This is a genomic window from Streptomyces sp. NBC_00670 (assembly GCF_036226765.1).
Classification (GTDB): Bacteria; Actinomycetota; Actinomycetes; order Streptomycetales; family Streptomycetaceae; genus Streptomyces.
Window position 1 is genome coordinate 559,808 of record NZ_CP109017.1, and the last position, 18,950, is coordinate 578,757.

The window sequence follows — 18,950 nt, forward strand, 5'->3', positions numbered from 1 at the left end:
CGTCTTGTGTGGGGTCCGCCACCCGGCGTTACACTGTGACACATGACGCCTATTCGTCACAATGGCTCGGACGGTACCGCCGGCGCGGACGGTCGCGGGGGCGCGGACAGCGATCCGGTGCTCGACGCGGTGCGCGACCGTGTCCTGGCCGTCGGGGTCCGCCGCACCACCCTCACCGACGTGGCCCGCCGTGCGGGTGTCTCCCGGATGACGCTGTACCGGCGGTGGCCGGACGTGCGCACCCTGGTCGGCGATCTGATGACCCGGGAGTGGATCGCGGTGGCCACCGCGGCGATGCCCGCACCGGCGGCGGACCTCTCCGCCCGGGACCGGATCGTCGCCTCGCTGGTGGACGGGGTCGGCGCCTTCCGGGCGCACCCCCTCTTCCGCAAGATCGTCGACGTCGATCCGGAACTGCTGCTGCCCTACGTCCTGGACCGGCGCGGGGCGAGCCAGGACGCCCTCCTCGAACTGCTCGCGACGGCCGTGCGCGAGGGCCACGCGGACGGCTCCGTACGCCCCGGGCACCCCGAACGGCAGGCGCGGACGCTGCTGCTGGTCGTGCAGTCGTTCACGCTGTCGCTGCGCACGATGACCGACGAGGACGACCCGGAGCTGACCGCCGCGGCCTTCACCGCCGAGCTGCGCACCCTGCTGGAGAGGACCCTCGCCCCGTGACCGCCCCGACCGCACCGTCACCGGCCGCCTCCACCTCCCTGTCCGCCGCCCGCCGTACCCGCGAACTGGCCGCGACCGTCGGCGGTCCGGCCGTCGACGTCCTGGTCGTGGGCCTCGGCGTCACCGGCGCCGGGGTGGCCCTGGACGCCGCCTCCCGGGGCCTTTCGGTGGCCGCGATCGACGCCCACGACCTCGCGTTCGGCACCTCGCGCTGGAGCTCCAAGCTGGTCCACGGCGGGCTGCGCTACCTCGCCGCCGGGCAGTTCGACGTGGCGTACGAGAGCGCGGTGGAGCGCGGGGTGCTGATGGAGCGGACCGCGCCCCATCTGGTCCGCGCCCAGCCGTTCGTACTGCCGCTGACCCCGCTGGTGTCGCGCGGCGGCGCCGCCCTGGCGTGGGCGGGGTTCCGCGCCGGTGACGCGCTGCGGGTCGCCGCGCGCACCGCCCGCGCCACCCTGCCGGCCCCGCGCCGGCTGACCGCCGTCGAGACCCGGCACGCGGCACCCGCGCTGCGGACCGCCGGGCTGCGCGGCGGGCTGCTGTCCTGGGACGGCCGGCTCGTCGACGACGCCCGCCTGGTGACCGCGCTCGCGCGCACCGCGGCGGGCCACGGCGCACGGGTCCTCACCCGTGTCCGGGCGCTGGAGCTCGACGGCTCCGGCGCCCGGGTGCGCGACGAACTGACCGGCGAGGAGGGCGTGATCCGGGCCAGGGCCGTGGTCAACGCCGCCGGGGTGTGGGCGGGCGGCCTCGTCGACGGCGTACGCATCCGGCCCTCGCGCGGCACCCATCTCGTCCTGCGCGGGGAGCACCTCGGCCCGCTGCCGGCCGGGCTGCACATCCCGGTCCCCGGCGAGACCAACCGGTTCGTGCTCGTCCTGCCGCAGGACGACGGGCGGGTCTACGTGGGCCTCACCGACGAACCCGTGGCGGGGGACGCGGTCCCGGACGTGCCCGAGGTGCCGGAGACCGACATCGGGTTCCTGCTGGACGTGGTGGGGACCGCGCTGGAGGTGCCGGTGCGGCGGGCGGACGTGGTGGGGGCGTTCGCGGGGCTGCGGCCGTTGCTGGACGGCGGGGCGGGGCCCGGGAGCGGTACCGCCGACCTCTCGCGGCGGCACGCGGTGCTCACGTCGTCGGAAGGGGTGGTCACGGTGGTCGGCGGCAAGCTGACGACGTACCGGCGGATGGCACAGGACGCGGTCGACGCGGTGGTGGCCGGGGGACGGGTCGTGGCGGGGCCCTCGCGGACGGTGGGGGTGCCGTTGGTGGGGGCGGGTGCGGGGGCGCCCGCGGGGGCGGGGGTACCGGAGCGGCTGGTGCGGCGGTACGGGGCGGAGGCGGTGGCCGTGCACGCGCTGGGGGTGGCGGATGCGGGGCTGCGGGAGGCGGTGGTTGCCGGGTATCCCGTGACGCGGGCGGAGCTGTGGTGGGCGGTGCGGCACGAGGGGGCGCTGAATGTGGGGGACCTGCTGGACCGGCGTTGCCGGATCGGGCTCGTCGCCGGGGAGCGGGAGGTTGCGGTGGGGGTGGCGCGGGAGATGTTGAGCGGGGTGGGTGGGGGCTGAGCGGGGGCGGTGGGGCGGGGATGACGGTGTGGTTTTTCGCCTCCGCCGCCCCTGCCCTTCCCGTCCTCAAGGGGCTCTGCCGTCCTCAAGGGGCTCTGCCCCTTTGACCCTGGCACGGGACTTCGTCCCGTTCGCGCAGTTCCCCGCGCCCCTTGCATGCTCGGCGCGCGCGTCGGCTTTGCGGTGTTTACGATCCGAATGTGGCACATACGCTCGAAGAACTCGTGGCGATGCAGCGCGCCGCCGATCAGGCGCGCAACCGCGTCGAGGAGTTGCGCGACTCCTTCGGGCCGCCCGCGCACGCCGCGTGGACCGACGTCCAGACGGACACCTACGAGACCGCCTGGCGGGCCTGGCGGGACCTCGCCCGGGACGTACAGGCCGCGGTGACCCGGTACGCCAAGGACGAGGACAAGCCGCGCAACTCCGTCGAGGAGGACGTCAAGCGGACGGCCCGGCATCCGCCGGCGGCTCAGTAGAGCTTCTTCACCGCCGTGACGGTCGTGGCCTCGAAGTCCGCCACCTGGGCCTGCGCGAACGTGCCCATCTGCCCCCACCGCACGACGGTCACGGTGGTGCCGTCGACGCCGACGGAGAACAGGTGGATGTCCGAGGCGCCGTACGACTCGGTGTGGACGCCGAACACCTCGGCGCCCTCCTCGACGTTCAGCCGGCCGTAGTACCTGCTCTGCGCGGTGACGTCGGGGTTCTCGGCCATCACCTTCCGCGCGCAGCCTGCGAGGTCCTTGCGCAGCAGCGCGGCGAACTCCTGCGCCCGCCGCACGCTGGACTCGACGACCGTCGCCTGCACCGCGTTGGTGTCGAAGTCGGTCCAGAACTGGCGGTGCACGGTGGTCGACGGCAGTGCCTCGCCCACGCAGAACGGCAGCGGGTCCGGCTGCCCGGCGGTCACGTCCCCGGCGTACCAGTCCGAGGACGCGTTCGGCGGGAGTTCGCCCGGCTCCAGGAACCGGGGCGTCGCGGCGGCCGGCGCCGCGGCCGTCGCCGGGACGGTGCCCAGGCCGACGGCGACGACGGCCACCGGTGCGGCCAGGGCCGCGTGGACGCGGCGGACGCGGCGGTTGCGAGTGGTCATGGTCTTCCTCCTGTTGGTCGTACGAGGCGTGCACGGCCCCATGACGGTGCACGCCTCCTACGACTCGCGAGGCCCTCGATGCGTTGCCCCCTCTCACCAGGAACGGGGCGTCCGCCGTTCACCACGGCATCCGCGTGCCGTCCCAGGAGAAGAAGCCGCCGGTGGGGCCGTCCTCCGGGAGCAGGGCGAGCCGGACCGCGCCCGCCGCCGCCTCCGCCGGGTCCCCGGCCGCCGCCAGGGCGGCCCTGGGGTGCAGATCCGTCGCCCGCAGTCCGGGGGCCATCGCGTTGACCTTGAAGCCCTCGTCCGCCAGGGCCTGCCCGTAGTACAGGGTCAGCGCGTTGAGCGCCGCCTTGCCGGAACGGTAGGCCGCGCCCTGCCCCCGGAAGGCGGCGAACTCCCGCTCCGGGTCCGCGCTCCAGTCCAGCGAGCCGGTGCCGCTGGAGATGTTGACGATCCGGGGCGCCGGGGAGCGGCGCAGCGCGGGCAGGAAGGCGTTGGTGACGGCGAGGACACCGAACAGGTTGGTCTCGTAGGTGCGGCGCATGCCCTCCAGGCTCAGCTCGGGCGGCCGGCTGTCCTCCACGACGACACCCGCGTTGTTGACCAGGACGTCCAGCCGGTCGACCCGCTCCGCCGCGGCGGCGATGCCGTCGGCGTCGGTGACGTCGAGGACCAGGAGCCGGGCGGTACCGCCGATCTCCCGGACCGCCTTCTCGCCCCGTTCGGCGTCCCGCGAGCCCACGTGCACGGTGAAGCCCTCGGCGGCCAGGAGGCGTGCGATCTCCTTGCCGATTCCCTTGTTGGCACCGGTGACCAGTGCTGTGCGATCGTTCATGGCATCGACGATTCCCCGACCGCGTGCGGCCCGCCAGGGACAACCTGTACCAGGCGGCCGAACGCCCCAGGAGAGAGCATGCCGAGGCAGGAACTGGCCCGCTTTCTGCGGGACCGCCGCGCACGACTGCGCCCCGAGGAGCTGGGGCTGCCCGCCGACGACCACCGCCGCACCCCCGGGCTGCGCCGGGAGGAGGTGGCGGAGCTCGCCCACATGTCCGTCGACTACTACGTCCGGCTCGAACAGGCCCGCGGGCCGCGCCCGTCACCGCGCATCCTGGACGGACTGGCCGGGGCGCTGCGGCTGGCCCCGGCCGAGCGCAGCCACCTCTTCCGGCTCGCGGGGGCGAGCGCGCCGCCGGGCACCCGTGCGGTGCGGCGGGTGAGCCCGCACGTGGCCGGCATGCTGCGTCGGCTGCCGGACACGGGCGCGGTCGTCACCGACGCCGCCTACGACGTCGTCGCCTGCAACCCCCTGGCCCGCGCGCTGGTCGGGGACGACCTCGGCCGGGAGAGCAACCTGGCCCGGCGCCGCTTCCTCGGCCGGGGGCGTAATCACTCCAGCACCGGCGCCGAGGAGTTCGGGCGGATCGCGGTGGCCCGGCTGCGGCGGTCGGCGGACCGGTATCCCCGGGACCCGGCCCTGGCCGCCCTGCTGGCCGAACTGCACGCCGGCAGCGCAGAGTTCCGGCAGCTGTGGGAGGAGCGGCCGGTCCATGCCCCCGGGCACCGCGCGAAGACCCTCGACCATCCCACGGCGGGGCGGCTGCGCCTCAACTGCGATGTGCTGCTGGTGCCGGAGGAGGACCAGGAGGTCGTACTGATCACGGCGGACGCCGGCTCGTCCACCGCGCGCTCCTTCCACCGGCTCGCGACGCTCACGGCGGCGGAGACGGCCGGACACGCGGCCGCTTCCGCGGGCGCGGGCCCGGGCGCGCACGGGACCGGCTGATCCGGGGCCCGTGGACCCGGTCCTCATGGAATGTCACCGTGCCAGTCGAAGCGGCGCGGGTCGTCGGTCCGCGGGGCGTACTGGGCGCGGCCGCCCGGGCCGAAGCGGCCTATCTCCGTGGGCAGGGCGACCCCGCGTCCCGGTCCGGACCCCGGTCCGCCGGTCGCATCCGTGACGTCGGTGAGGTCGGTGACGTCGAGGAGCAGGCCGTCCAGCGGGCCGCCCACCAGTTGGGCGTAGGCCCGCCCCGGTCGCGGCCCGCCGTCCTCGGGGTCGGCGCCGTAGACCCTGCCGCGCATGAACTCCAGCTCATCCATACCGGGCAGCTTCGCATCCACCACTGACAGTGACCTCTCCCCCGCCCCGCCGTCCCGTACGCATGTACGACCGGCGGGCGGGAACCCGGTCCGGCAACGGGGCGTCGCACCCGGCGCCCGCCGGACACTCCGCCTACGGAAGGGGCCCGCCCGTGACAGCCCGGGGGTCTTCGAGGTCAACGGCACATTCGGGGCCGGCGGTGCGGGGGACGCGGCTCGGCACGCTCGAGCCCGGCACCCGGCAGCGGTCGCAACTGCGCGACCGTCTCACCGACATCGCCTGGACCGCGCTGTTCACCGTGCTGGTGCTGTGGACGGTCTGGAGCGCGGTCGGCGCGATGCGGGGCACGACCGCGTGGGTCTACTGTGCCGTGGCGTGCGTCCTGCTGGCGGTGACCGCGGTGCTGCGGGCGGCGGCGCTGCGACGCCGGGGGCGTTGACGGCGGGCCCTCGTCACCGGCCCACCGCGTCCAGCAGGTGCGGTCCGTTGTTGCGGACGTTGTTGACGGCGGTGGAGACCTCGCGGGCGTCGAGTCGGCCCTCGGCGGGCCGGGAGAGCAGGGCGCGCAGGGCGTCGGGGTCCTGGTGGGCGGGGTCGAGCCAGGCGTCGTAGTGCTCGGGGGTCAGGGCGAGCGGCATGCGCGGGTGGACCCGGCCGGCCTCGTCGGTCGCCTCGGTGGTGAGGATCGTGCAGGTCGTCAGCCAGGCGTCGGGGTCGTCGTCGTGGGTGACGGCGGGGTCGCGCCAGTACTCGTAGAGTCCGGCGAGCGCCATCACCTGGTCGTCCTCGGGGTGGATGAAGTACGGCTGCTTGCGGGGCCTGCCGCCGCCTTCGGGGGTGATCTGCTGCCACTCGTAGAAGCCGTCGGCGGGCAGCAGGCAGCGGCGCCGGACGAAGGCGCTGCGGAAGGCGGGCTTCTCGTGCGCGGTCTCGACGCGGGCGTTGATCATTCGGGCGCCGATCTTGACGTCCTTCGCCCAGGAGGGCACGAGTCCCCAGCGCAGGGGGCGCAGTTGGCGTCGTACGGGCTGTGCGTCGTCCGTGCGCGGGGCGCGTTCCAGGACGGCCCAGACCCGGTCCGTCGGGGCGACGTTCCAGCTGGGGGCGAGCGTCTCCTCGGGGCGCCGGTCGGTGACCTCGAAGAGTCGGGTCAGGTCCTCGGGGCTCCTGGTGGAGGCGTAGCGGCCGCACATACGGCCACTGTGCCATGGCCGGGGCGGGCGGTGGGCGCGGTCGGTGCGGTCCGTCTGTTCTCGTGCGGTGCGGCCGGTGCGCGGCGGCCCGGCCCCGTCGTGGCGGGGCCGGGCCGTGGGGTGGCCGTCGGGGCGCGGGCTCCGGCGGCCCGCCGACTCAGCGGGCGTCGCGGCCGTAGCGGCGCTCGAAGCGCTCCACCCGGCCGGCGGTGTCCACCACGCGCCGGGCGCCGGTGTAGAACGGGTGGCTCGCCGACGAGATCTCGACGTCGACCAGCGGGTAGGTGTTTCCGTCCGTCCACTCGATCGTCTTCGACGTCCGTGCGGCGGAGCGGGTCAGGAACGCGGAGTCGGCGGCGCGGTCGCGGAAGACGACCGGCCTGGTCTCGGGATGGATACCGGGCCTCATGGTGTTTCCCTCCTCGTGGCCGTTCGCCGGGGCGGGCGGCCGGTGGTGCGGTGTGGCTGTGCGGGGCGCGGCGCTGCGCCTGTGGTGCGGCGGTCCGGCGCCTTCCGCGGAGCGGTCAGCGCTCCTCGCGGAACGGGACGTGCTGTCCGGCCACCGGGTCGAACTTCCGCAGGACGAGCCGGTCGGGGTCGTTGCGGCGGTTCTTGCGCGTCACGTAGGTGACGCCGGTCCCGGCGGTCGACTTGAGCCTGACGACGGGGCGCAGGGTGGTGCGTGCCATGAGGGTCCTCCTTCCACCGACACATTCCGGGGTTGTCCCGGGCATGTCAGTCACATGGGCTGTAACGCGGGGGCCCGGCCGGGCATTCCCGTCGTGGCGCGGGAGAGCTCGGGATGTGCGGTGTGGTCGCGACTGCGGGTTCGTTGTGGTTGAGCGCGCAGTTCCCCGCCCCCCTGGAGGCCCCTGCGGGGCCCCGGGGCGGACGGGGTGGTCCGCTCCTGGGACTGGCTACCGTGCCGTCATTCGCAGGGCGCCGTCCATGCGGATTGTTTCGCCGTTGAGGTAGTCGTGGTCGGCGATCATGGTGACCAGGCGGGCGTATTCCTCGGGGTGGGCCAGGCGCGGGGGGAAGGGGACGCTCGCACCGAGGCCGGCGCGGACCTCGTCGCTGAAGCCGGCCATCATCGGCGTGTCCACGATGCCGGGCGCGATGGTGACGACGCGGATGCCGTACTGGGCCAGGTCCCGCGCCGCGGTGACCGTCATGCCGGCGACGCCGGCCTTGGACGCGGCGTACGCGATCTGGCCGATCTGGCCCTCGAACGCGGCGATCGAGGCGGTGTTGACGATGAGCCCGCGCTGCCCCTCGGCGTCGGGCTCCTGTCCGGCGAGCGCGGCCGCGGCCAGGCGCAGCACGTTGAACGTGCCGACGAGGTTGACGTCGACGACCGTACGGAACAGGTCCAGGTCGTGCGGCCCGCGGCGGCCGAAGACGCGGGCGGACGGCGCGATGCCGGCGCAGTTGACGGCGAGCCGCAGCGGCGCCCCGTCGGCCTCGACGCGGTCCAGGGCCTCGCGTACCGGCGCCTCCTGGGTGACGTCGGCGGCGAGGAGGGTGACGCCGTGGGGGAGGGTGCCGGCGCCCGCCACCGCCTTGTCGAGGTCGAGGCCGTAGACGGTGGCGCCGCGGGCGGCGAGGGCGGCCGCGGTGGCGGCACCGAGCCCGGAGGCGGCACCGGTGACGAGGGCGGCGGATCCTGCGAGGTTCATGAGGTCTTCCCACTCCTGGAGGTGTACGGACGAAGCGGCGGTCACGCGCGCCGCGCGGGCGCGTTCAGGCTGCCAGACCACGGCTGATGACCAGCCGCTGGATCTGGTTGGTGCCCTCGAAGATCTGCATGATCTTCGCCTCCCGCATGTACCGCTCGACGGGGAAGTCACGCGTGTAGCCGTACCCGCCGAGCACCTGGACGGCGTCGGTGGTGACCTTCATGGCCGCGTCGGTGGCGACCAGCTTGGCCACGCTGGCCTGGCGGCCGAACGTGTGCCCGAGGTCGCGGCGGCGGGCCGCGTCGAGGTACGTGGCGCGGGCGGAGTCGACGGCGGCGGTCATGTCGGCGAGGAGGAAGCCGAGCCCCTGGTGGTCGACGAGGCGCCGGCCGAAGGTGGTGCGCTCGTTGGCGTAGTCGACGGCGACGTCGAGCGCGGCCTGGGCGAGCCCGGTGGCGCAGGCGGCGATGCCGAGCCGGCCGCAGTCCAGCGCGCTGAAGGCGATCGCGAGCCCCTGGCCCTCCGTGCCGATCAGCCGGTCGGCGTCGAGCAGCGCGCCGTCCCAGTGGGCGGCGGCGGTGGGCACGGCGTGCAGCCCCATCTTGCGCTCGGGCGGGTCGAAGCCCAGCCCGTCGACGGCGCCGGGGGCGAGGAAGCAGGACACGCCGTGCGGGCCTGGCGCGGTGCGGGCGAAGAGGGAGTAGAAGTCCGCCTTGCCGCCGTGCGTGACCCACGCCTTGGTGCCGGTGATCCGGTAGCCGTCGACCACGGGCTCGGCCTTGCAGGTCAGCGCGGCCGCGTCCGAGCCGGCGCCCGGCTCGGAGAGGCTGTACCCGCCGATCCACTCGCCCGCGAGCATGGCGGGCAGCCAGCGCTTCTTCTGCTCCTCGGTGCCGAAGGCGTGCAGCGGGTGGCAGGCCAGGGTGTGGACGCTGGTGGCCACCGCGACGGACGCCCAGCGGGCGGCGAGCTCCTCCAGCACCTGGAGGTAGACCTCGTAGGGCTGGCCTCCGCCGCCGTACTCCTCGGGATAGACCAGGCCGAGCAGCCCGGCCCGGCCGAGGGTGGCGAACAGGCCCTCGGGGTAGCTCTCGGCCCGTTCGTGCTCCTCGACGCGCGGGGCGAGTTCCTTGTCGGCGATCTCCCTGGTGAGGGCGATGAGATCCGCGGCTTCGGGGGTGGGAAGCAGTCGGTCGACGTCCATGGCGACTCCTAGCGGTACTCCTTGTGGTACTAGAGTACCGCTTTACGTAGCGCCCGCCACAGGTATTGGAATACTGGGCCGGGTGATCGACACCTCTGCCGCCGACGGCCCGAAACCGACCGGGCGGGGCGCCGCCCGCCGCTCCGAGCTGTTCGACGAGCTGGTGGACCTTCTGGTCACCGAGGGCTTCGCCCATCTGACCCTGGACGACCTCGCCGCCCGGCTGCACTGCTCCAAGCGCACCCTGTACGGCCTGGCCGGCAGCAAGGAGCAGCTCGTCCGGACGGCGGTGGTGCATTTCTTCCGGCGGGCGACGGCGCACGTGGAGGGGGCGCTCGCCGCCGAGGCCGAGCCCGCCGGGCGGCTCGCCGCCTATCTGGGCGCGGTGTCGGCGGAGCTGGCACCGGCCTCGCCGCGGTTCTTCGACGACGTGGCCGCGTTCGAGCCGGCCGCGGAGGTCTACGACCGCAACACCCGGGCCGCCGCGCAGCGCATCCAGCAGCTCATCGACGAGGGCATGGCCTCGGGCGCGTTCCGCGAGGTGCATGTGGCCTTCGCGGCGGACGTGATCAGTTCGGTGATGGTGCGGATCCAGCGCCGCCAGGTGGCCGCCACCACCGGTCTGACCGACGCGCAGGCCTACGCCCACCTGGCGGAACTGCTGCTGCACGGCCTAGCCCGCTGAGCCCGGCTCCGGTCAGCTCTCGGCGCTGTCCCCGGACGGCGGGGCGGCCGCGGCCCGCAGGGCGCCCCGGCGGACCGCCGAGGGCAGGGTGCCGGGGTCGAAGAAGTCGTTGCGCACGGTCGCGTCGACCAGCCGGCCGTCCACCGCGAAGCCGGGTGTGCCGTTCACGCCGTCGTCGTCGAACGCCTTCTCGGAGGCGGTGACGAACGAGCGGTACTTCATGCCCTTGACGGCGGCGTCGAAGCCGGCGTCGCGCAGGCCGTCCACCCGTGCGGCCATGCGCAGCAGGAAGGCGTCGGTGTAGCCGTCGACGGCCTCCTCGGGCTGATGGTCGAACAGGACGTCGTGGTATTCGAGGAACAGGCCCTTCTCCAGTGCGGCCCGCAGCGCGTTGGCCGCCTTCCGCGAGCCCTCGCCGCCGAGGTTGTCGTCCAGGAACGAGGCGAGCGTGTACTCGGTCCTGACCTCGCCGGACACCGTCATGTCCCGCAGCTCGTCGGCGCCGGAGTTCTCGAACTCGGCGCAGACCGGGCAGCGCAGGTCCTCGTAGACGCGCACCGCGGTGCGGGCCTTCGGCGAGCCGACGACGATGGTCGTGCCGTCCGCGGCGAGGCGTTCGGGCAGATGCCCGGAGTCGGCGAAGGAGTCGGCGACGGCCTTGCCGCCGGGCGACGCCTCCGCGTGCGCCTTGCCGTCGCCGCTCCCCCGGTCCCTGCCGCCGTCCGTACCACCGCCCGTGTCGCAGCCGGCCGCCAGCAGGACGGCGGCGAGGACCCCGGCGGAGACGGCGGCGCCGCGCGCGCGAAGGCGGCGGACACCGGCGCGCCCCGCGCCGCCGCGTGCGGGGTCTCTCCGTGCGGCACCGCTTCGCCCGGACAGCTTTTCGTTCGCAGTCATGGATCTTTCCCTCCCCTGTGTGCGGAGGAGACCCTATGCGATCTCCGGCCCCCCGCGCACAGGGCGTCGGGCCTGCTCAGACGCGGGTCGGCCGCTCGCTGTCGAAGGGCGGGGGCAGCCGGTGCCCGGGGTCCGGGTCGAGGAGCGCGGTGACCGCCGTCGCCGCCAGACGGTGCCAGGTCGCGGCCCGGCGCAGCATCGCGTGCTCGCCGCCGTCGATCAGCGCCAGCCGGGCGCGGGCGCCCGCCTCGCCGGCGCGGCGGGCGAGGTCGGCCGCGCCCTGCGGGTCGGTGACCCGGTCGCGGTCGCCGTGCAGGATCAGGACCGTCCGCTCGCGCAGCTGGGCGACCGGTTCCCCCGGCGGGCACCACGGGGCCAGTGCCAGCACGCCCGACACCCGCGGGTGTTCCGCCGCCCGGAGCGCCGCGCGGCCGCCCATCGAGTGGCCGACGAGGACGACGGGCACCTCGGGGTGGAGCCGGTTCAGTTCCGCCAGGGCGCGCTCGGCGTCCCGCGCCGGGTCGGCCCGGGTGCCGTTCCAGCCGCGGTGCCGGTAGACGACGCTGCCGAGCAGCACCCGTGCGTCCGCAGGGGTCGCGCGCCTGATCGCCCGGGCGAAGGGCCACATACGCAGGGCGGCCGGGTCCCACGTGGGGACCGGTTCGAGGCCGTCGGCGCGGCCGCCGTGCAGTAACAGCACGGCGGCCCGCGGGTCCGCCACGTCCCGGGTCAGTCGCAGTGCCGACGGCAGTGGTGCCGAGGGCGTGCCCGGGGCCGCCGCCGGCCCGCCGGACGGGTGTGGCGGCGGGTTCCCGGCCCCGGTCTCCGCGGCCGGCCCCGAAGCCCCCGCACTGCCCGCCGTCTCCGACGTCTCCGGCATCTCTGTCACCGTGTCGCTCCCCACTCGTCCCGGCCCGCCGGGCCATCGGTCGGCGCGTGCCGTGCGCACGCGCCTCTCAATGATCCGTTGCCGCCCGCCCCGCGGTTCGGCCGGGGGCCGGGTCAGTCCCGTGCCCCGCGGGCCGTCGAGCGGATGGCCAGTTCGGCGGCCTCCAGGGTGACGAGCGGGGACGTGCCCGCCAGCCCCGGTACGCAGACCACCGTGCCCTTCTCCAGGTCACGCAGCGAGGCGTCGATCACCTGGCCCACGGGCATCCCGCCCTCCTCGTGCACCCCCTGCTCGCGCCCGGGCACCGGTGCCTCGCCCCGGGAGAGGTGGAACTCGGTGGCCGTCAGGCCGGGGCACAGCACCTGGATCCGCAACGGCGTCTTCGCGAGCTCCGCCGCCAGCGTGCGCGTGAAGGTGACCACGTACCCCTTCGAACCGCCGTACACCGCCCGCTCGGGCAGCGGATGCGGCGGCAGGGCGCCGGCGAAGGCGAGCTGGGAGGAGACGTTCACCACCGTGCCGCGGCCCCGCTCCAGCATGGCGGGGACCGCCGCGCGGGTCAGGGCGGTGACGGCGAGGACGTTGACGTGCAGCACCTTGGCCATCAGGGCCGGTTCCAGCTCGGCGAACGGGCCGTAGCCGTTGATCCCCGCGTTGTTGAGCAGGAAGCCGATGTCCCCGCGTGCCACGCGGTCGGCCACCCGGGCCAGGTCGTCCGGCCGGGCGAGGTCGGCGACCAGGGGTCCGGCCGCGGTGCCGGTCTCCGCGCGGAGCCGGGCCGCCAGGTCGTCGAGACGGTCGGCGCGCCGGGCCACCAGGACGGTGTCCCAGCCGTCGGCCGCCAGCCGTGCCGCGTAGGCCGCGCCGATGCCGGAGGAGGCACCCGTCACCAGCGCCGTACCGCGCCGCCCGTCGCCGCTCCCGCTCACCTGTCCACCCATCGCCTCGCCCTTCGCCGTACCCACTGATGCGTCCGTACGTGTCCGTGTGTCGTACGTGTCCGTGTGTCGTACGTGTCCGTGTGTTCCCCCCTCCCGCCGACCTGCCGTGTCCCCGCCCCGCCCCTTGGTATCCCGCGCTTGCGCCGCCGCGCCGGTCGACACTCCGCTCCCGCGGGTACCCGGCCCGCGCACGCACGGCGCCCCGCCCGTACGGCGGACCCGGCAAACGGGTGAGCCGCGGCAGCCGTACGGCCGGGGGCGGGCGGTCAGTGGGCGGTGCGGGCCGCGGTGTGGAGGTGTTCGAGGGCGTCGAGGACGACGGTCCGGCGGTGCCAGGACAGCCAGCGGCCCGCCGCCGCGCCGGTCTCCTCCAGCGCCCGCAGCTGCGCGGCCGTGAACCCGGCGAGCGGACGGGTGTGGTGGGAGGAGATCACGCCGAGCACCGCCCCGGCCCTGTTCACCATCGGCACGCTGTGGCAGGCACGGCTGCCGGCCTGGAGGATCGTCGTGCGGGACTCCTCGTCGAAGACGTCCGCGGTGGCGACGTCCGGCACCGTCACCTGGCGGCGCTGCTCCGCGGCCTCATGACAGGACGTGGTCGGCCCCTCGACGAAGGCGAAGTAGTCGGTGAACCGCCGGTTCAGGCCGATGTGCTTCTCCATGCGCAGCACACCGCCCTCGACCAGCTGGACGTTGCCCATGCCGGCCTGGGTGATGTTCAGCACCCGGCGCAGCACCCCGGAGAGGACCGCGCCGTGGCTGTCGCGGTCACCGGGGGCCACGGGCACACCCGGCAGCGGGGGCGGGCTGTAGCGGGCGCGGCCCGGGAACCAGGTGGCGGCGTCGGCGGCGGGGGCCGGGGTGCGGACCACCGCGTCGGCGAGGGTGTGCAGCCTGATGTTGCGGCGCTGCGAGGCCTCCCGCAGCAGCGCGAACGCCGTGGCGGGGTCGGGCAGCCGGTAACGCTCCATCAGGACGCCCTGGGCCAGGGAGATGCCGGGGTGGGCGTGCAGCCGGTTGCGCAGTTCCGTGGTGCGCCGCTCCAGTTCCGCGGTGTGCTCCCGCAGTGCGGCGTTCTCGCGCCGCAGGGCCTCGAGGCCGGATGCCTCGCCCGGACCGGATCCGGGTGCCTCGCCGGTGCCGGGTGCGCCGGTGTCCCGGCCGCCCATGTCGCGCAGCGGCGGGTACTCCGGTTCCTGGCTCATGAAGGGGTGCTCCTGTGGTGGGGGCAGCAGGCGGTGACATGACCACGCGGCACCGCGACCGGCTCGGCCGGTACCGCGGACACCACGGGCGTGCCTGCTTCCCAAGCACCTGCCGCGAGCCTACCCCGCCACGCCGTGCCGCCCACCCCGGACGGCACGCGCCCACACCCGCGCACTCTCACCCGCACCCCGGCACCCCGTCACCAGAACGCGCCGTACGGTCCCGCCCCGGGCGACTCGTCGGCGTAGGCGATCCGGGCGGTGACCCGTTTGCCGACGGCCTCGCGGCGGATCTGGAAGTCCTGCGCGAGCGCGCTGACGATCTCCAGACCGTGCTGGCCCACCCGCCCGGGGTCCGCCGTCCTGGCCGTGGGCAGTAGCGGGTCGCTGTCCCAGACGGCCACCTCGACGGTGTCCCCGACGATCCGCAGACTGAGCAGGACCGGTCCGGGGGCGTACTTCCTGGCGTTGGTGACCAGTTCGCTGACCACGAGCTGGGTGATCTCCAGCGCCCGCTCGGCGACCGGCAGCGCGTACTCCGTGCGGGCGGAGGTGAGGAAGTCGACGGCGAGGCGCCGGGCGTCCGCGATGGAGGCCGAGTCGCCGTCCAGCGCGGCGGAGGTCCGTGGGAGACCGCCGTCCGACGCCGTACCGTCCTCGTCGCCGGGTACCGCTTCCATACAGGCCGCCTTCGTTGCCCCCATCACGCGCTCGCACATACCCCCGAAACCCGCTTCACACGCCTGTGAAACACCACATGGCTCCGCCGGCCCCGAAGGGCCGGCGGAGCCGTCGCCGGGTGTCCGGGTCACTTGCCGGGCATCAGCACGGTGTCGACGATGTACACATTGGCGTTGGCCGTCTTGACGTTGCCGCAGACCACCTTCGAGGAGTCGTTCACGGTGTACGACTCGCCGGAGCCGGAGGTGGTGAGCTTCTCCTTCTCCAGGGTGGTGAAGGAGCCCTTCTCCAGGTCCTTCGGCGTGAGCCTCCGGCCGACGACGTGGTAGGTGAGGATCTTCGTCAGCCGGGCCTTGTCGGCCAGGACCTTGTCCAGGGTCGCCTTCGGGATCTTCGCGAACGCGTCGTTGGTGGGCGCGAAGACGGTGATGTCCTTGGCGTTGTTCAGGGTGTCGACGAGGCCGGCCTTCTTCACCGCCGAGACGAGGGTGGACAGCGCCGGGTTGTTCGAGGCGGCGGTGGCCACCGGGTCCTGGGCCATGCCGTCGAAGGAACCGGCGCCGGACCTCGGCACGGAGGAACAGGCCGGGCCGAACGGCTCGTCCATCGTGTCCGTCTTCCCGGCGTCGTCCGAGCCCGTCGCCTTGTCGGTGGCGGTCGCCGACGCCTTGCCCGAGTCGGAGGAGGCGCTGTCGCTCTTGCCGTCGTCGGAGCAGGCGGTCAGCGCCAGCGGCAGCAGGGCGGCGGTGGCGACGGCCACGGCGGTACGACGGATCACGCGCTTCATGAAGGGTCTCCTGAGTGTGGTGGTGCGGTGTCGTGCGGCTCGGACGCCGCACGGCGGGGGAAGGCAGTGCGGGCACTGCGGCTGGGGGGAAGGGCCTGTCGGTGGCGCCCGGGTGTCGTCAGTCCACGGTGACCACCACCGAGTGCCATCCGCTCGCCCCGTCGGGGACGGTGCGGGTGCGCTTCTCCGGCTGGACCTCGCCGGTCCGGTCCGTGGCCCGGACGGTCAGGGTGTGGCCGCCGGGGGCCGCCCGCCACGGCAGCGACCACTGCCGCCAGGTGTCGGCCGTGTCCTGCGCGGCGAGGTCGGCGGTCCGCCAGGGGCCGTCGTCGACGCGGACCTCGACCCGCTCGATGCCCCGGTGCTGTGCCCACGCCACCCCGGCGACCATGACGGTGCCGGCCTCGGGGCGGGCGAAGGGCTTGGGGGTGTCGATGCGGGACCCGGTCTTGACGGACGCCTTCCGGGCCCAGCCGCGCTTGACCCAGTAGGGGTCGTAGGAGTCGAACGTGGTGAGTTCGATGTCCTCGATCCATTTGCAGGCCGAGACGAAGCCGTACAGGCCGGGGACGACCATGCGGACGGGGAAGCCGTGGACGAAGGGCAGCGGTTCGCCGTTCATGCCGACGGCGAGCAGCGCGTCCCGTCCGTCCATGACGTCTTCGACGGGGGCGCCGAGGGTCATGCCGTCCACGGACCGGGCGATGAGCTGGTCGGCGGGACCGCCGTGGGAGGGCGGCCTCACCCCGCAGTCGGCCAGCAGGTCGGCCAGGCGGACGCCGATCCAGCGGGCGTTGCCCACGTACGGGCCGCCGACCTCGTTGGAGACGCAGGTCAGGGTGATGTCCCGTTCGACCAGGTCCCGGTGGAGCAGGTCGTCGTAGGTGAACGTGCGGCTGCGGGCGACGCCCTTGCCGTGGATCCGCAGCCGCCAGGCGCCGGCGTCCACCTTCGGCACCACCAGGGCGGTGTCGACGCGGTAGAAGTCCTCGTTCGGCGTCACGAAGGGGCTGAGGCCGGGGATCCTCAGCCGGGCGGCCTTGGGTATCGGGTCGGCCGTCGAGCCGGGCGCGGGAAGCACCACGGCGTCGCGGGAGGCGACGGCGCCCCGGCCGCTCGCCCGGTTCAGGTACCGGCCGCCGGCGCCCACCGCGGTGGAGGCGGCGGCCGCGGCGCCCGCGGCGACGAGGAACCCGCGCCGGTCCCAGCCGGCGTCCCTTCCGGCGGCGGCCGCGGGCGCGGACCCCGCGGTGGCCGCGGGCCGGTCCCCGCTCGGCGGGGAGTCCGGCGCGGGCGGCTTCGGGAGGAGCCGGCCCACCAGGACGTACAGCAGGACGGCCCCGGCGGCGCCCCCGACCAGGGAGGGCACGGCGTCGGTCCAGCCCTCCGAGTCGGGGCGGCCGGTGGCGGCGACGGCGCCGACGAGACCGAAGAGGAGCACGCCCGCCGAGCCGGTGCGGCGCCGGTGCAGCGCGGCCGTGCCGAGCAGCAGCGCGATCACGGCGAGGATCGCGACGATCCCGAGTTGCAGCACCAGTTTGTCGTCGGTGCCGAAGTGCCGGATCGCCCAGTCCTTCACGGCGGCGGGTGTGCGGTCGATGACGGCGGAGCCCACCGCGACCACCGGACCCGCCTCGGGGCGGACGGCGGCCGACACCAGCTCGGCCACGGCGAGTGCCGCGTACCCCGCGAGGAGCCCGCTCGCCGCGGCGAGCGCATGCCGCGTCCGGGTGGCCGGCCGGTGCTGTGTCTTTCCTTCGTCGCTCACGTGGGGAATCCGGCGCCGGCGGCTGCGCGGATTGGCCGATCACTCAATTGGGGGGAATTATTTTCCGGACCAATCCGGGGCGCTTCCGGTTACGGATCAATACGGGGAACCCTGCGAAGAAGACCAGCTCAGCGGGCTGTCCGTGAGATACGGAAAAAGCGCCGGCCGCCGCGGAAAGCGGCGACCGACGCTCGTGGGGAAAATACCGAGACGCGGTGACGAATTCGGTTCTCAGGCCGAGAACGGCACCAGGGCGAGCGGTGTGGACGTCGGCCGGGGCGAGCCCCCGGCGGGTTCGAGGGTGACGCCCATGCCGGACGCGCCGTCGAGGGCGCCCTTCAGCAGGACGGCCTCCGTGGAGCGGTCGGGGTCCATCAGACCGGCCGGCCGCATGCTGCCGCCGTCGTCGAACCAGAGCTGGTAGACCTTGCCCTCGGGGGGCCGGTCCATCCCGGCGACCACGAACACCGCCCGGTTCTCGCTCTTGGAGACCACGACGGTGCCGGTGGCGCCCTTGAGGTCGGCGGTGCGGGTCCTGGCGTCGGGTGCGGCCAGGACGGCCGCGATCTCGTCCACCCGGTGCTCGGCCCGCCGCGCCTGTTCCTGGGCGTCGTCGGCCTGTTGGTGCTGCCACACCGCGGTGCCGCCGAGGGCGGCCGCGGCGGCGAGGCAGGCGGCCAGTGCCCACCGGAACAGCCGCCGCGTCCGGGCACCGCCGGTGCCCGCGGGGCGTGCCGCGGGGGTGGTGTGCGGGGGCTCCTGGCGGACGGTGGTGATGCGCCGCAGCACCTCTTCCTTGAGCTGCGGGCGGGGCGGCGTGGCGGCGGCGCCGCCCAGCCGGGCGGCGGTCGCGGTCAGTTCGCGGACCTCCGCGGCGCACGGCGCGCAGAGGGACAGATGCCGTGCGAAGGCGTCCCGTTCCCGCTCGTCGAGGGCGTGCAGGGCGTAGGCGCCGGTCAGCGTGTGCAGGTCGGCCGTGTCGGCGGTCATGCGGTCACCCCCAGGCAGTCGCGCAGCCGGATGAGTCCGTCCCGCAGCCGGGTCTTGACGGTGCCGAGCGGCAGCGTCAGCAGTTCGGCGACCTCGCGGTAGGTCAGCCCCCGGTAGTAGGCGAGGTCGACCGCCTGGCGCTGCACCTCGGTGAGGGTGCGCACACAGCGGCGTACCTGTTCGCGCTCCAGGCTCGCCTCGACCTCTTCGGTGACCTCGTCGTACTCGGGGGTGCGCTCCAGCAGGGCGGCCCTGTGCTCGCGGGCGGCGGAGGCGTCGACCGAGCGGACCCGGTCGACGGCGCGGCGGTGGGCGAGGGTCAGGATCCAGTTCCGGACGCTGCCGCGCTCGGGGCGGTAGTTGGCGGCGGTGCGCCAGACCTCCACCAGCACCTCCTGGGCGACCTCCTCGGACTGCGCCCTGTCGCGCAGCACGCTGCGGGCGATGCCCAGTACGGAGCCGACGACGGCGTCGTAGACGGAGGCGAAGGCCTCCTGGTCGCCCTGGGCGACGCCGCGCAGCAGTTCTTGCAGGTCGGGCTGGGCGGAGGGGTGGGGCCCAATCCGTACGGGCTCTCTCACG

Annotated in this window: 23 protein-coding genes; 6 read left to right on the forward strand and 17 right to left on the reverse strand. The window is 74.6% G+C overall.

Translation table 11 applies throughout. From position 1 onward, the window contains the following. Nucleotides 1-42 precede the first annotated feature (42 nt). The 3 genes from OIE12_RS02335 (at nucleotide 43) to OIE12_RS02345 (ending at nucleotide 2,725) form a co-directional block, all read left to right on the forward strand. Complete coding sequence (locus OIE12_RS02335) at nucleotides 43-678, forward strand: TetR/AcrR family transcriptional regulator (protein ID WP_329131140.1); 636 nt, start codon at nucleotides 43-45, stop codon at nucleotides 676-678. After that, entirely contained in the window at nucleotides 675-2,246 is a 1,572-nt protein-coding gene (locus OIE12_RS02340; protein WP_329131143.1) for a glycerol-3-phosphate dehydrogenase/oxidase, read from the forward strand. Before OIE12_RS02335 ends, OIE12_RS02340 begins: the two co-directional genes overlap by 4 nt. 200 nt (nucleotides 2,247-2,446) lie before the next feature. Next, nucleotides 2,447-2,725: a hypothetical protein gene (locus OIE12_RS02345; protein WP_329131146.1), complete on the forward strand. Its 279-nt coding sequence runs from the start codon at nucleotides 2,447-2,449 to the stop codon at nucleotides 2,723-2,725. Here the strand turns inward: OIE12_RS02345 and OIE12_RS02350 are convergent. Both OIE12_RS02350 and OIE12_RS02355 read right to left on the reverse strand, forming a co-directional pair. Continuing rightward, nucleotides 2,719-3,342: a hypothetical protein gene (locus OIE12_RS02350; protein ID WP_329131148.1), complete on the reverse strand. Its 624-nt coding sequence runs from the start codon at nucleotides 3,340-3,342 to the stop codon at nucleotides 2,719-2,721. The two genes, OIE12_RS02345 and OIE12_RS02350, sit on opposite strands and share 7 nt — an antisense overlap. Before the next feature lie 118 nt (nucleotides 3,343-3,460). Continuing rightward, nucleotides 3,461-4,180 carry an SDR family NAD(P)-dependent oxidoreductase gene (locus OIE12_RS02355; protein ID WP_329131150.1) on the reverse strand — a complete coding sequence of 240 codons (720 nt, stop codon included), beginning with the start codon at nucleotides 4,178-4,180 and terminating at the stop codon, nucleotides 3,461-3,463. Nucleotides 4,181-4,258: 78 nt separating this feature from the next. On the opposite strand from OIE12_RS02355, the gene OIE12_RS02360 reads away from it, so the two are divergent. Beyond that, nucleotides 4,259-5,131: a helix-turn-helix transcriptional regulator gene (locus OIE12_RS02360; RefSeq protein WP_329131152.1), complete on the forward strand. Its 873-nt coding sequence runs from the start codon at nucleotides 4,259-4,261 to the stop codon at nucleotides 5,129-5,131. A gap of 23 nt (nucleotides 5,132-5,154) precedes the next feature. On the opposite strand, the gene OIE12_RS02365 is transcribed toward OIE12_RS02360, so the two are convergent. Beyond that, nucleotides 5,155-5,448: a hypothetical protein gene (locus OIE12_RS02365; RefSeq protein ID WP_329131154.1), complete on the reverse strand. Its 294-nt coding sequence runs from the start codon at nucleotides 5,446-5,448 to the stop codon at nucleotides 5,155-5,157. 200 nt (nucleotides 5,449-5,648) lie between these two features. Between OIE12_RS02365 and OIE12_RS02370 the strand changes: the two genes are divergently transcribed. Continuing rightward, nucleotides 5,649-5,888 (forward strand): hypothetical protein, encoded by a 240-nt coding sequence (locus OIE12_RS02370; RefSeq protein ID WP_329131156.1) that lies wholly within the window; start codon nucleotides 5,649-5,651, stop codon nucleotides 5,886-5,888. A gap of 13 nt (nucleotides 5,889-5,901) precedes the next feature. Here OIE12_RS02370 and OIE12_RS02375 read toward each other — a convergent pair whose 3' ends face one another. The 5 genes from OIE12_RS02375 to OIE12_RS02395 all read right to left on the reverse strand — a co-directional run bounded on the left by OIE12_RS02375 (nucleotide 5,902) and on the right by OIE12_RS02395 (nucleotide 9,525). Then, nucleotides 5,902-6,642, reverse strand: coding sequence for an SOS response-associated peptidase (locus tag OIE12_RS02375; protein ID WP_329131159.1), 741 nt, complete (start codon nucleotides 6,640-6,642; stop codon nucleotides 5,902-5,904). A gap of 157 nt (nucleotides 6,643-6,799) precedes the next feature. Beyond that, nucleotides 6,800-7,051 (reverse strand): type B 50S ribosomal protein L31, encoded by a 252-nt coding sequence (locus tag OIE12_RS02380; RefSeq protein WP_329131161.1) that lies wholly within the window; start codon nucleotides 7,049-7,051, stop codon nucleotides 6,800-6,802. Nucleotides 7,052-7,166: 115 nt separating this feature from the next. Beyond that, nucleotides 7,167-7,331: a 50S ribosomal protein L33 gene (gene rpmG, locus OIE12_RS02385; protein ID WP_329131162.1), complete on the reverse strand. Its 165-nt coding sequence runs from the start codon at nucleotides 7,329-7,331 to the stop codon at nucleotides 7,167-7,169. A 228-nt stretch (nucleotides 7,332-7,559) separates the two neighbouring features. Further along, nucleotides 7,560-8,321 carry an SDR family NAD(P)-dependent oxidoreductase gene (locus OIE12_RS02390; protein WP_329131164.1) on the reverse strand — a complete coding sequence of 254 codons (762 nt, stop codon included), beginning with the start codon at nucleotides 8,319-8,321 and terminating at the stop codon, nucleotides 7,560-7,562. Nucleotides 8,322-8,385: 64 nt separating this feature from the next. Next, entirely contained in the window at nucleotides 8,386-9,525 is a 1,140-nt protein-coding gene (locus OIE12_RS02395) for an acyl-CoA dehydrogenase family protein (RefSeq protein WP_329131166.1), read from the reverse strand. Between the two features lie 82 nt (nucleotides 9,526-9,607). On the opposite strand from OIE12_RS02395, the gene OIE12_RS02400 reads away from it, so the two are divergent. Then, nucleotides 9,608-10,210 carry a TetR/AcrR family transcriptional regulator gene (locus tag OIE12_RS02400; RefSeq protein ID WP_329131168.1) on the forward strand — a complete coding sequence of 201 codons (603 nt, stop codon included), beginning with the start codon at nucleotides 9,608-9,610 and terminating at the stop codon, nucleotides 10,208-10,210. A 12-nt stretch (nucleotides 10,211-10,222) separates the two neighbouring features. On the opposite strand, the gene OIE12_RS02405 is transcribed toward OIE12_RS02400, so the two are convergent. The 9 genes from OIE12_RS02405 to OIE12_RS02445 all read right to left on the reverse strand — a co-directional run bounded on the left by OIE12_RS02405 (nucleotide 10,223) and on the right by OIE12_RS02445 (nucleotide 18,949). After that, entirely contained in the window at nucleotides 10,223-11,107 is an 885-nt protein-coding gene (locus OIE12_RS02405; RefSeq protein ID WP_329131170.1) for a DsbA family protein, read from the reverse strand. Nucleotides 11,108-11,183: 76 nt separating this feature from the next. Further along, nucleotides 11,184-11,987, reverse strand: a complete 804-nt coding sequence (locus tag OIE12_RS02410) for an alpha/beta hydrolase (protein ID WP_329141704.1) — start codon at nucleotides 11,985-11,987, stop codon at nucleotides 11,184-11,186. Between the two features lie 122 nt (nucleotides 11,988-12,109). Continuing rightward, on the reverse strand, nucleotides 12,110-12,961 hold the full coding sequence (locus OIE12_RS02415; protein ID WP_329131172.1) for an SDR family NAD(P)-dependent oxidoreductase: 852 nt from the start codon (nucleotides 12,959-12,961) through the stop codon (nucleotides 12,110-12,112). A gap of 242 nt (nucleotides 12,962-13,203) precedes the next feature. Then, nucleotides 13,204-14,142, reverse strand: coding sequence for an ANTAR domain-containing protein (locus tag OIE12_RS02420; protein WP_329131174.1), 939 nt, complete (start codon nucleotides 14,140-14,142; stop codon nucleotides 13,204-13,206). A gap of 200 nt (nucleotides 14,143-14,342) precedes the next feature. Further along, nucleotides 14,343-14,822: an ATP-binding protein gene (locus OIE12_RS02425; protein ID WP_329131176.1), complete on the reverse strand. Its 480-nt coding sequence runs from the start codon at nucleotides 14,820-14,822 to the stop codon at nucleotides 14,343-14,345. Nucleotides 14,823-14,950: 128 nt separating this feature from the next. Then, nucleotides 14,951-15,610: a fasciclin domain-containing protein gene (locus OIE12_RS02430; protein ID WP_329131177.1), complete on the reverse strand. Its 660-nt coding sequence runs from the start codon at nucleotides 15,608-15,610 to the stop codon at nucleotides 14,951-14,953. Nucleotides 15,611-15,728: 118 nt separating this feature from the next. Beyond that, nucleotides 15,729-17,378 (reverse strand): molybdopterin-dependent oxidoreductase, encoded by a 1,650-nt coding sequence (locus OIE12_RS02435; RefSeq protein ID WP_329131179.1) that lies wholly within the window; start codon nucleotides 17,376-17,378, stop codon nucleotides 15,729-15,731. Nucleotides 17,379-17,609: 231 nt separating this feature from the next. After that, nucleotides 17,610-18,368: an anti-sigma factor gene (locus tag OIE12_RS02440; RefSeq protein ID WP_329131181.1), complete on the reverse strand. Its 759-nt coding sequence runs from the start codon at nucleotides 18,366-18,368 to the stop codon at nucleotides 17,610-17,612. Next, complete coding sequence (locus tag OIE12_RS02445; protein WP_329131183.1) at nucleotides 18,365-18,949, reverse strand: sigma-70 family RNA polymerase sigma factor; 585 nt, start codon at nucleotides 18,947-18,949, stop codon at nucleotides 18,365-18,367. The genes OIE12_RS02440 and OIE12_RS02445 overlap by 4 nt, the downstream gene beginning before the upstream one ends. Nucleotide 18,950 lies beyond the last annotated feature (1 nt).

Excerpts from the sequence above, each read along its gene's own strand:
- OIE12_RS02335 (WP_329131140.1), top strand. The coding sequence starts at position 43 with ATGACGCCTATTCGTCACAATGGCTCGGACGGTACCGCCGGCGCGGAC.
- OIE12_RS02350 (WP_329131148.1), bottom strand. The coding sequence starts at position 3,342 with ATGACCACTCGCAACCGCCGCGTCCGCCGCGTCCACGCGGCCCTGGCC.
- OIE12_RS02355 (WP_329131150.1), bottom strand. The coding sequence starts at position 4,180 with ATGAACGATCGCACAGCACTGGTCACCGGTGCCAACAAGGGAATCGGC.
- OIE12_RS02360 (WP_329131152.1), top strand. The coding sequence starts at position 4,259 with ATGCCGAGGCAGGAACTGGCCCGCTTTCTGCGGGACCGCCGCGCACGA.
- OIE12_RS02365 (WP_329131154.1), bottom strand. The coding sequence starts at position 5,448 with ATGGATGAGCTGGAGTTCATGCGCGGCAGGGTCTACGGCGCCGACCCC.
- OIE12_RS02375 (WP_329131159.1), bottom strand. The coding sequence starts at position 6,642 with ATGTGCGGCCGCTACGCCTCCACCAGGAGCCCCGAGGACCTGACCCGA.
- OIE12_RS02380 (WP_329131161.1), bottom strand. The coding sequence starts at position 7,051 with ATGAGGCCCGGTATCCATCCCGAGACCAGGCCGGTCGTCTTCCGCGAC.
- rpmG (WP_329131162.1), bottom strand. The coding sequence starts at position 7,331 with ATGGCACGCACCACCCTGCGCCCCGTCGTCAGGCTCAAGTCGACCGCC.
- OIE12_RS02390 (WP_329131164.1), bottom strand. The coding sequence starts at position 8,321 with ATGAACCTCGCAGGATCCGCCGCCCTCGTCACCGGTGCCGCCTCCGGG.
- OIE12_RS02395 (WP_329131166.1), bottom strand. The coding sequence starts at position 9,525 with ATGGACGTCGACCGACTGCTTCCCACCCCCGAAGCCGCGGATCTCATC.
- OIE12_RS02405 (WP_329131170.1), bottom strand. The coding sequence starts at position 11,107 with ATGACTGCGAACGAAAAGCTGTCCGGGCGAAGCGGTGCCGCACGGAGA.
- OIE12_RS02410 (WP_329141704.1), bottom strand. The coding sequence starts at position 11,987 with ATGCCGGAGACGTCGGAGACGGCGGGCAGTGCGGGGGCTTCGGGGCCG.
- OIE12_RS02420 (WP_329131174.1), bottom strand. The coding sequence starts at position 14,142 with ATGAGCCAGGAACCGGAGTACCCGCCGCTGCGCGACATGGGCGGCCGG.
- OIE12_RS02425 (WP_329131176.1), bottom strand. The coding sequence starts at position 14,822 with ATGGAAGCGGTACCCGGCGACGAGGACGGTACGGCGTCGGACGGCGGT.
- OIE12_RS02430 (WP_329131177.1), bottom strand. The coding sequence starts at position 15,610 with ATGAAGCGCGTGATCCGTCGTACCGCCGTGGCCGTCGCCACCGCCGCC.
- OIE12_RS02440 (WP_329131181.1), bottom strand. The coding sequence starts at position 18,368 with ATGACCGCCGACACGGCCGACCTGCACACGCTGACCGGCGCCTACGCC.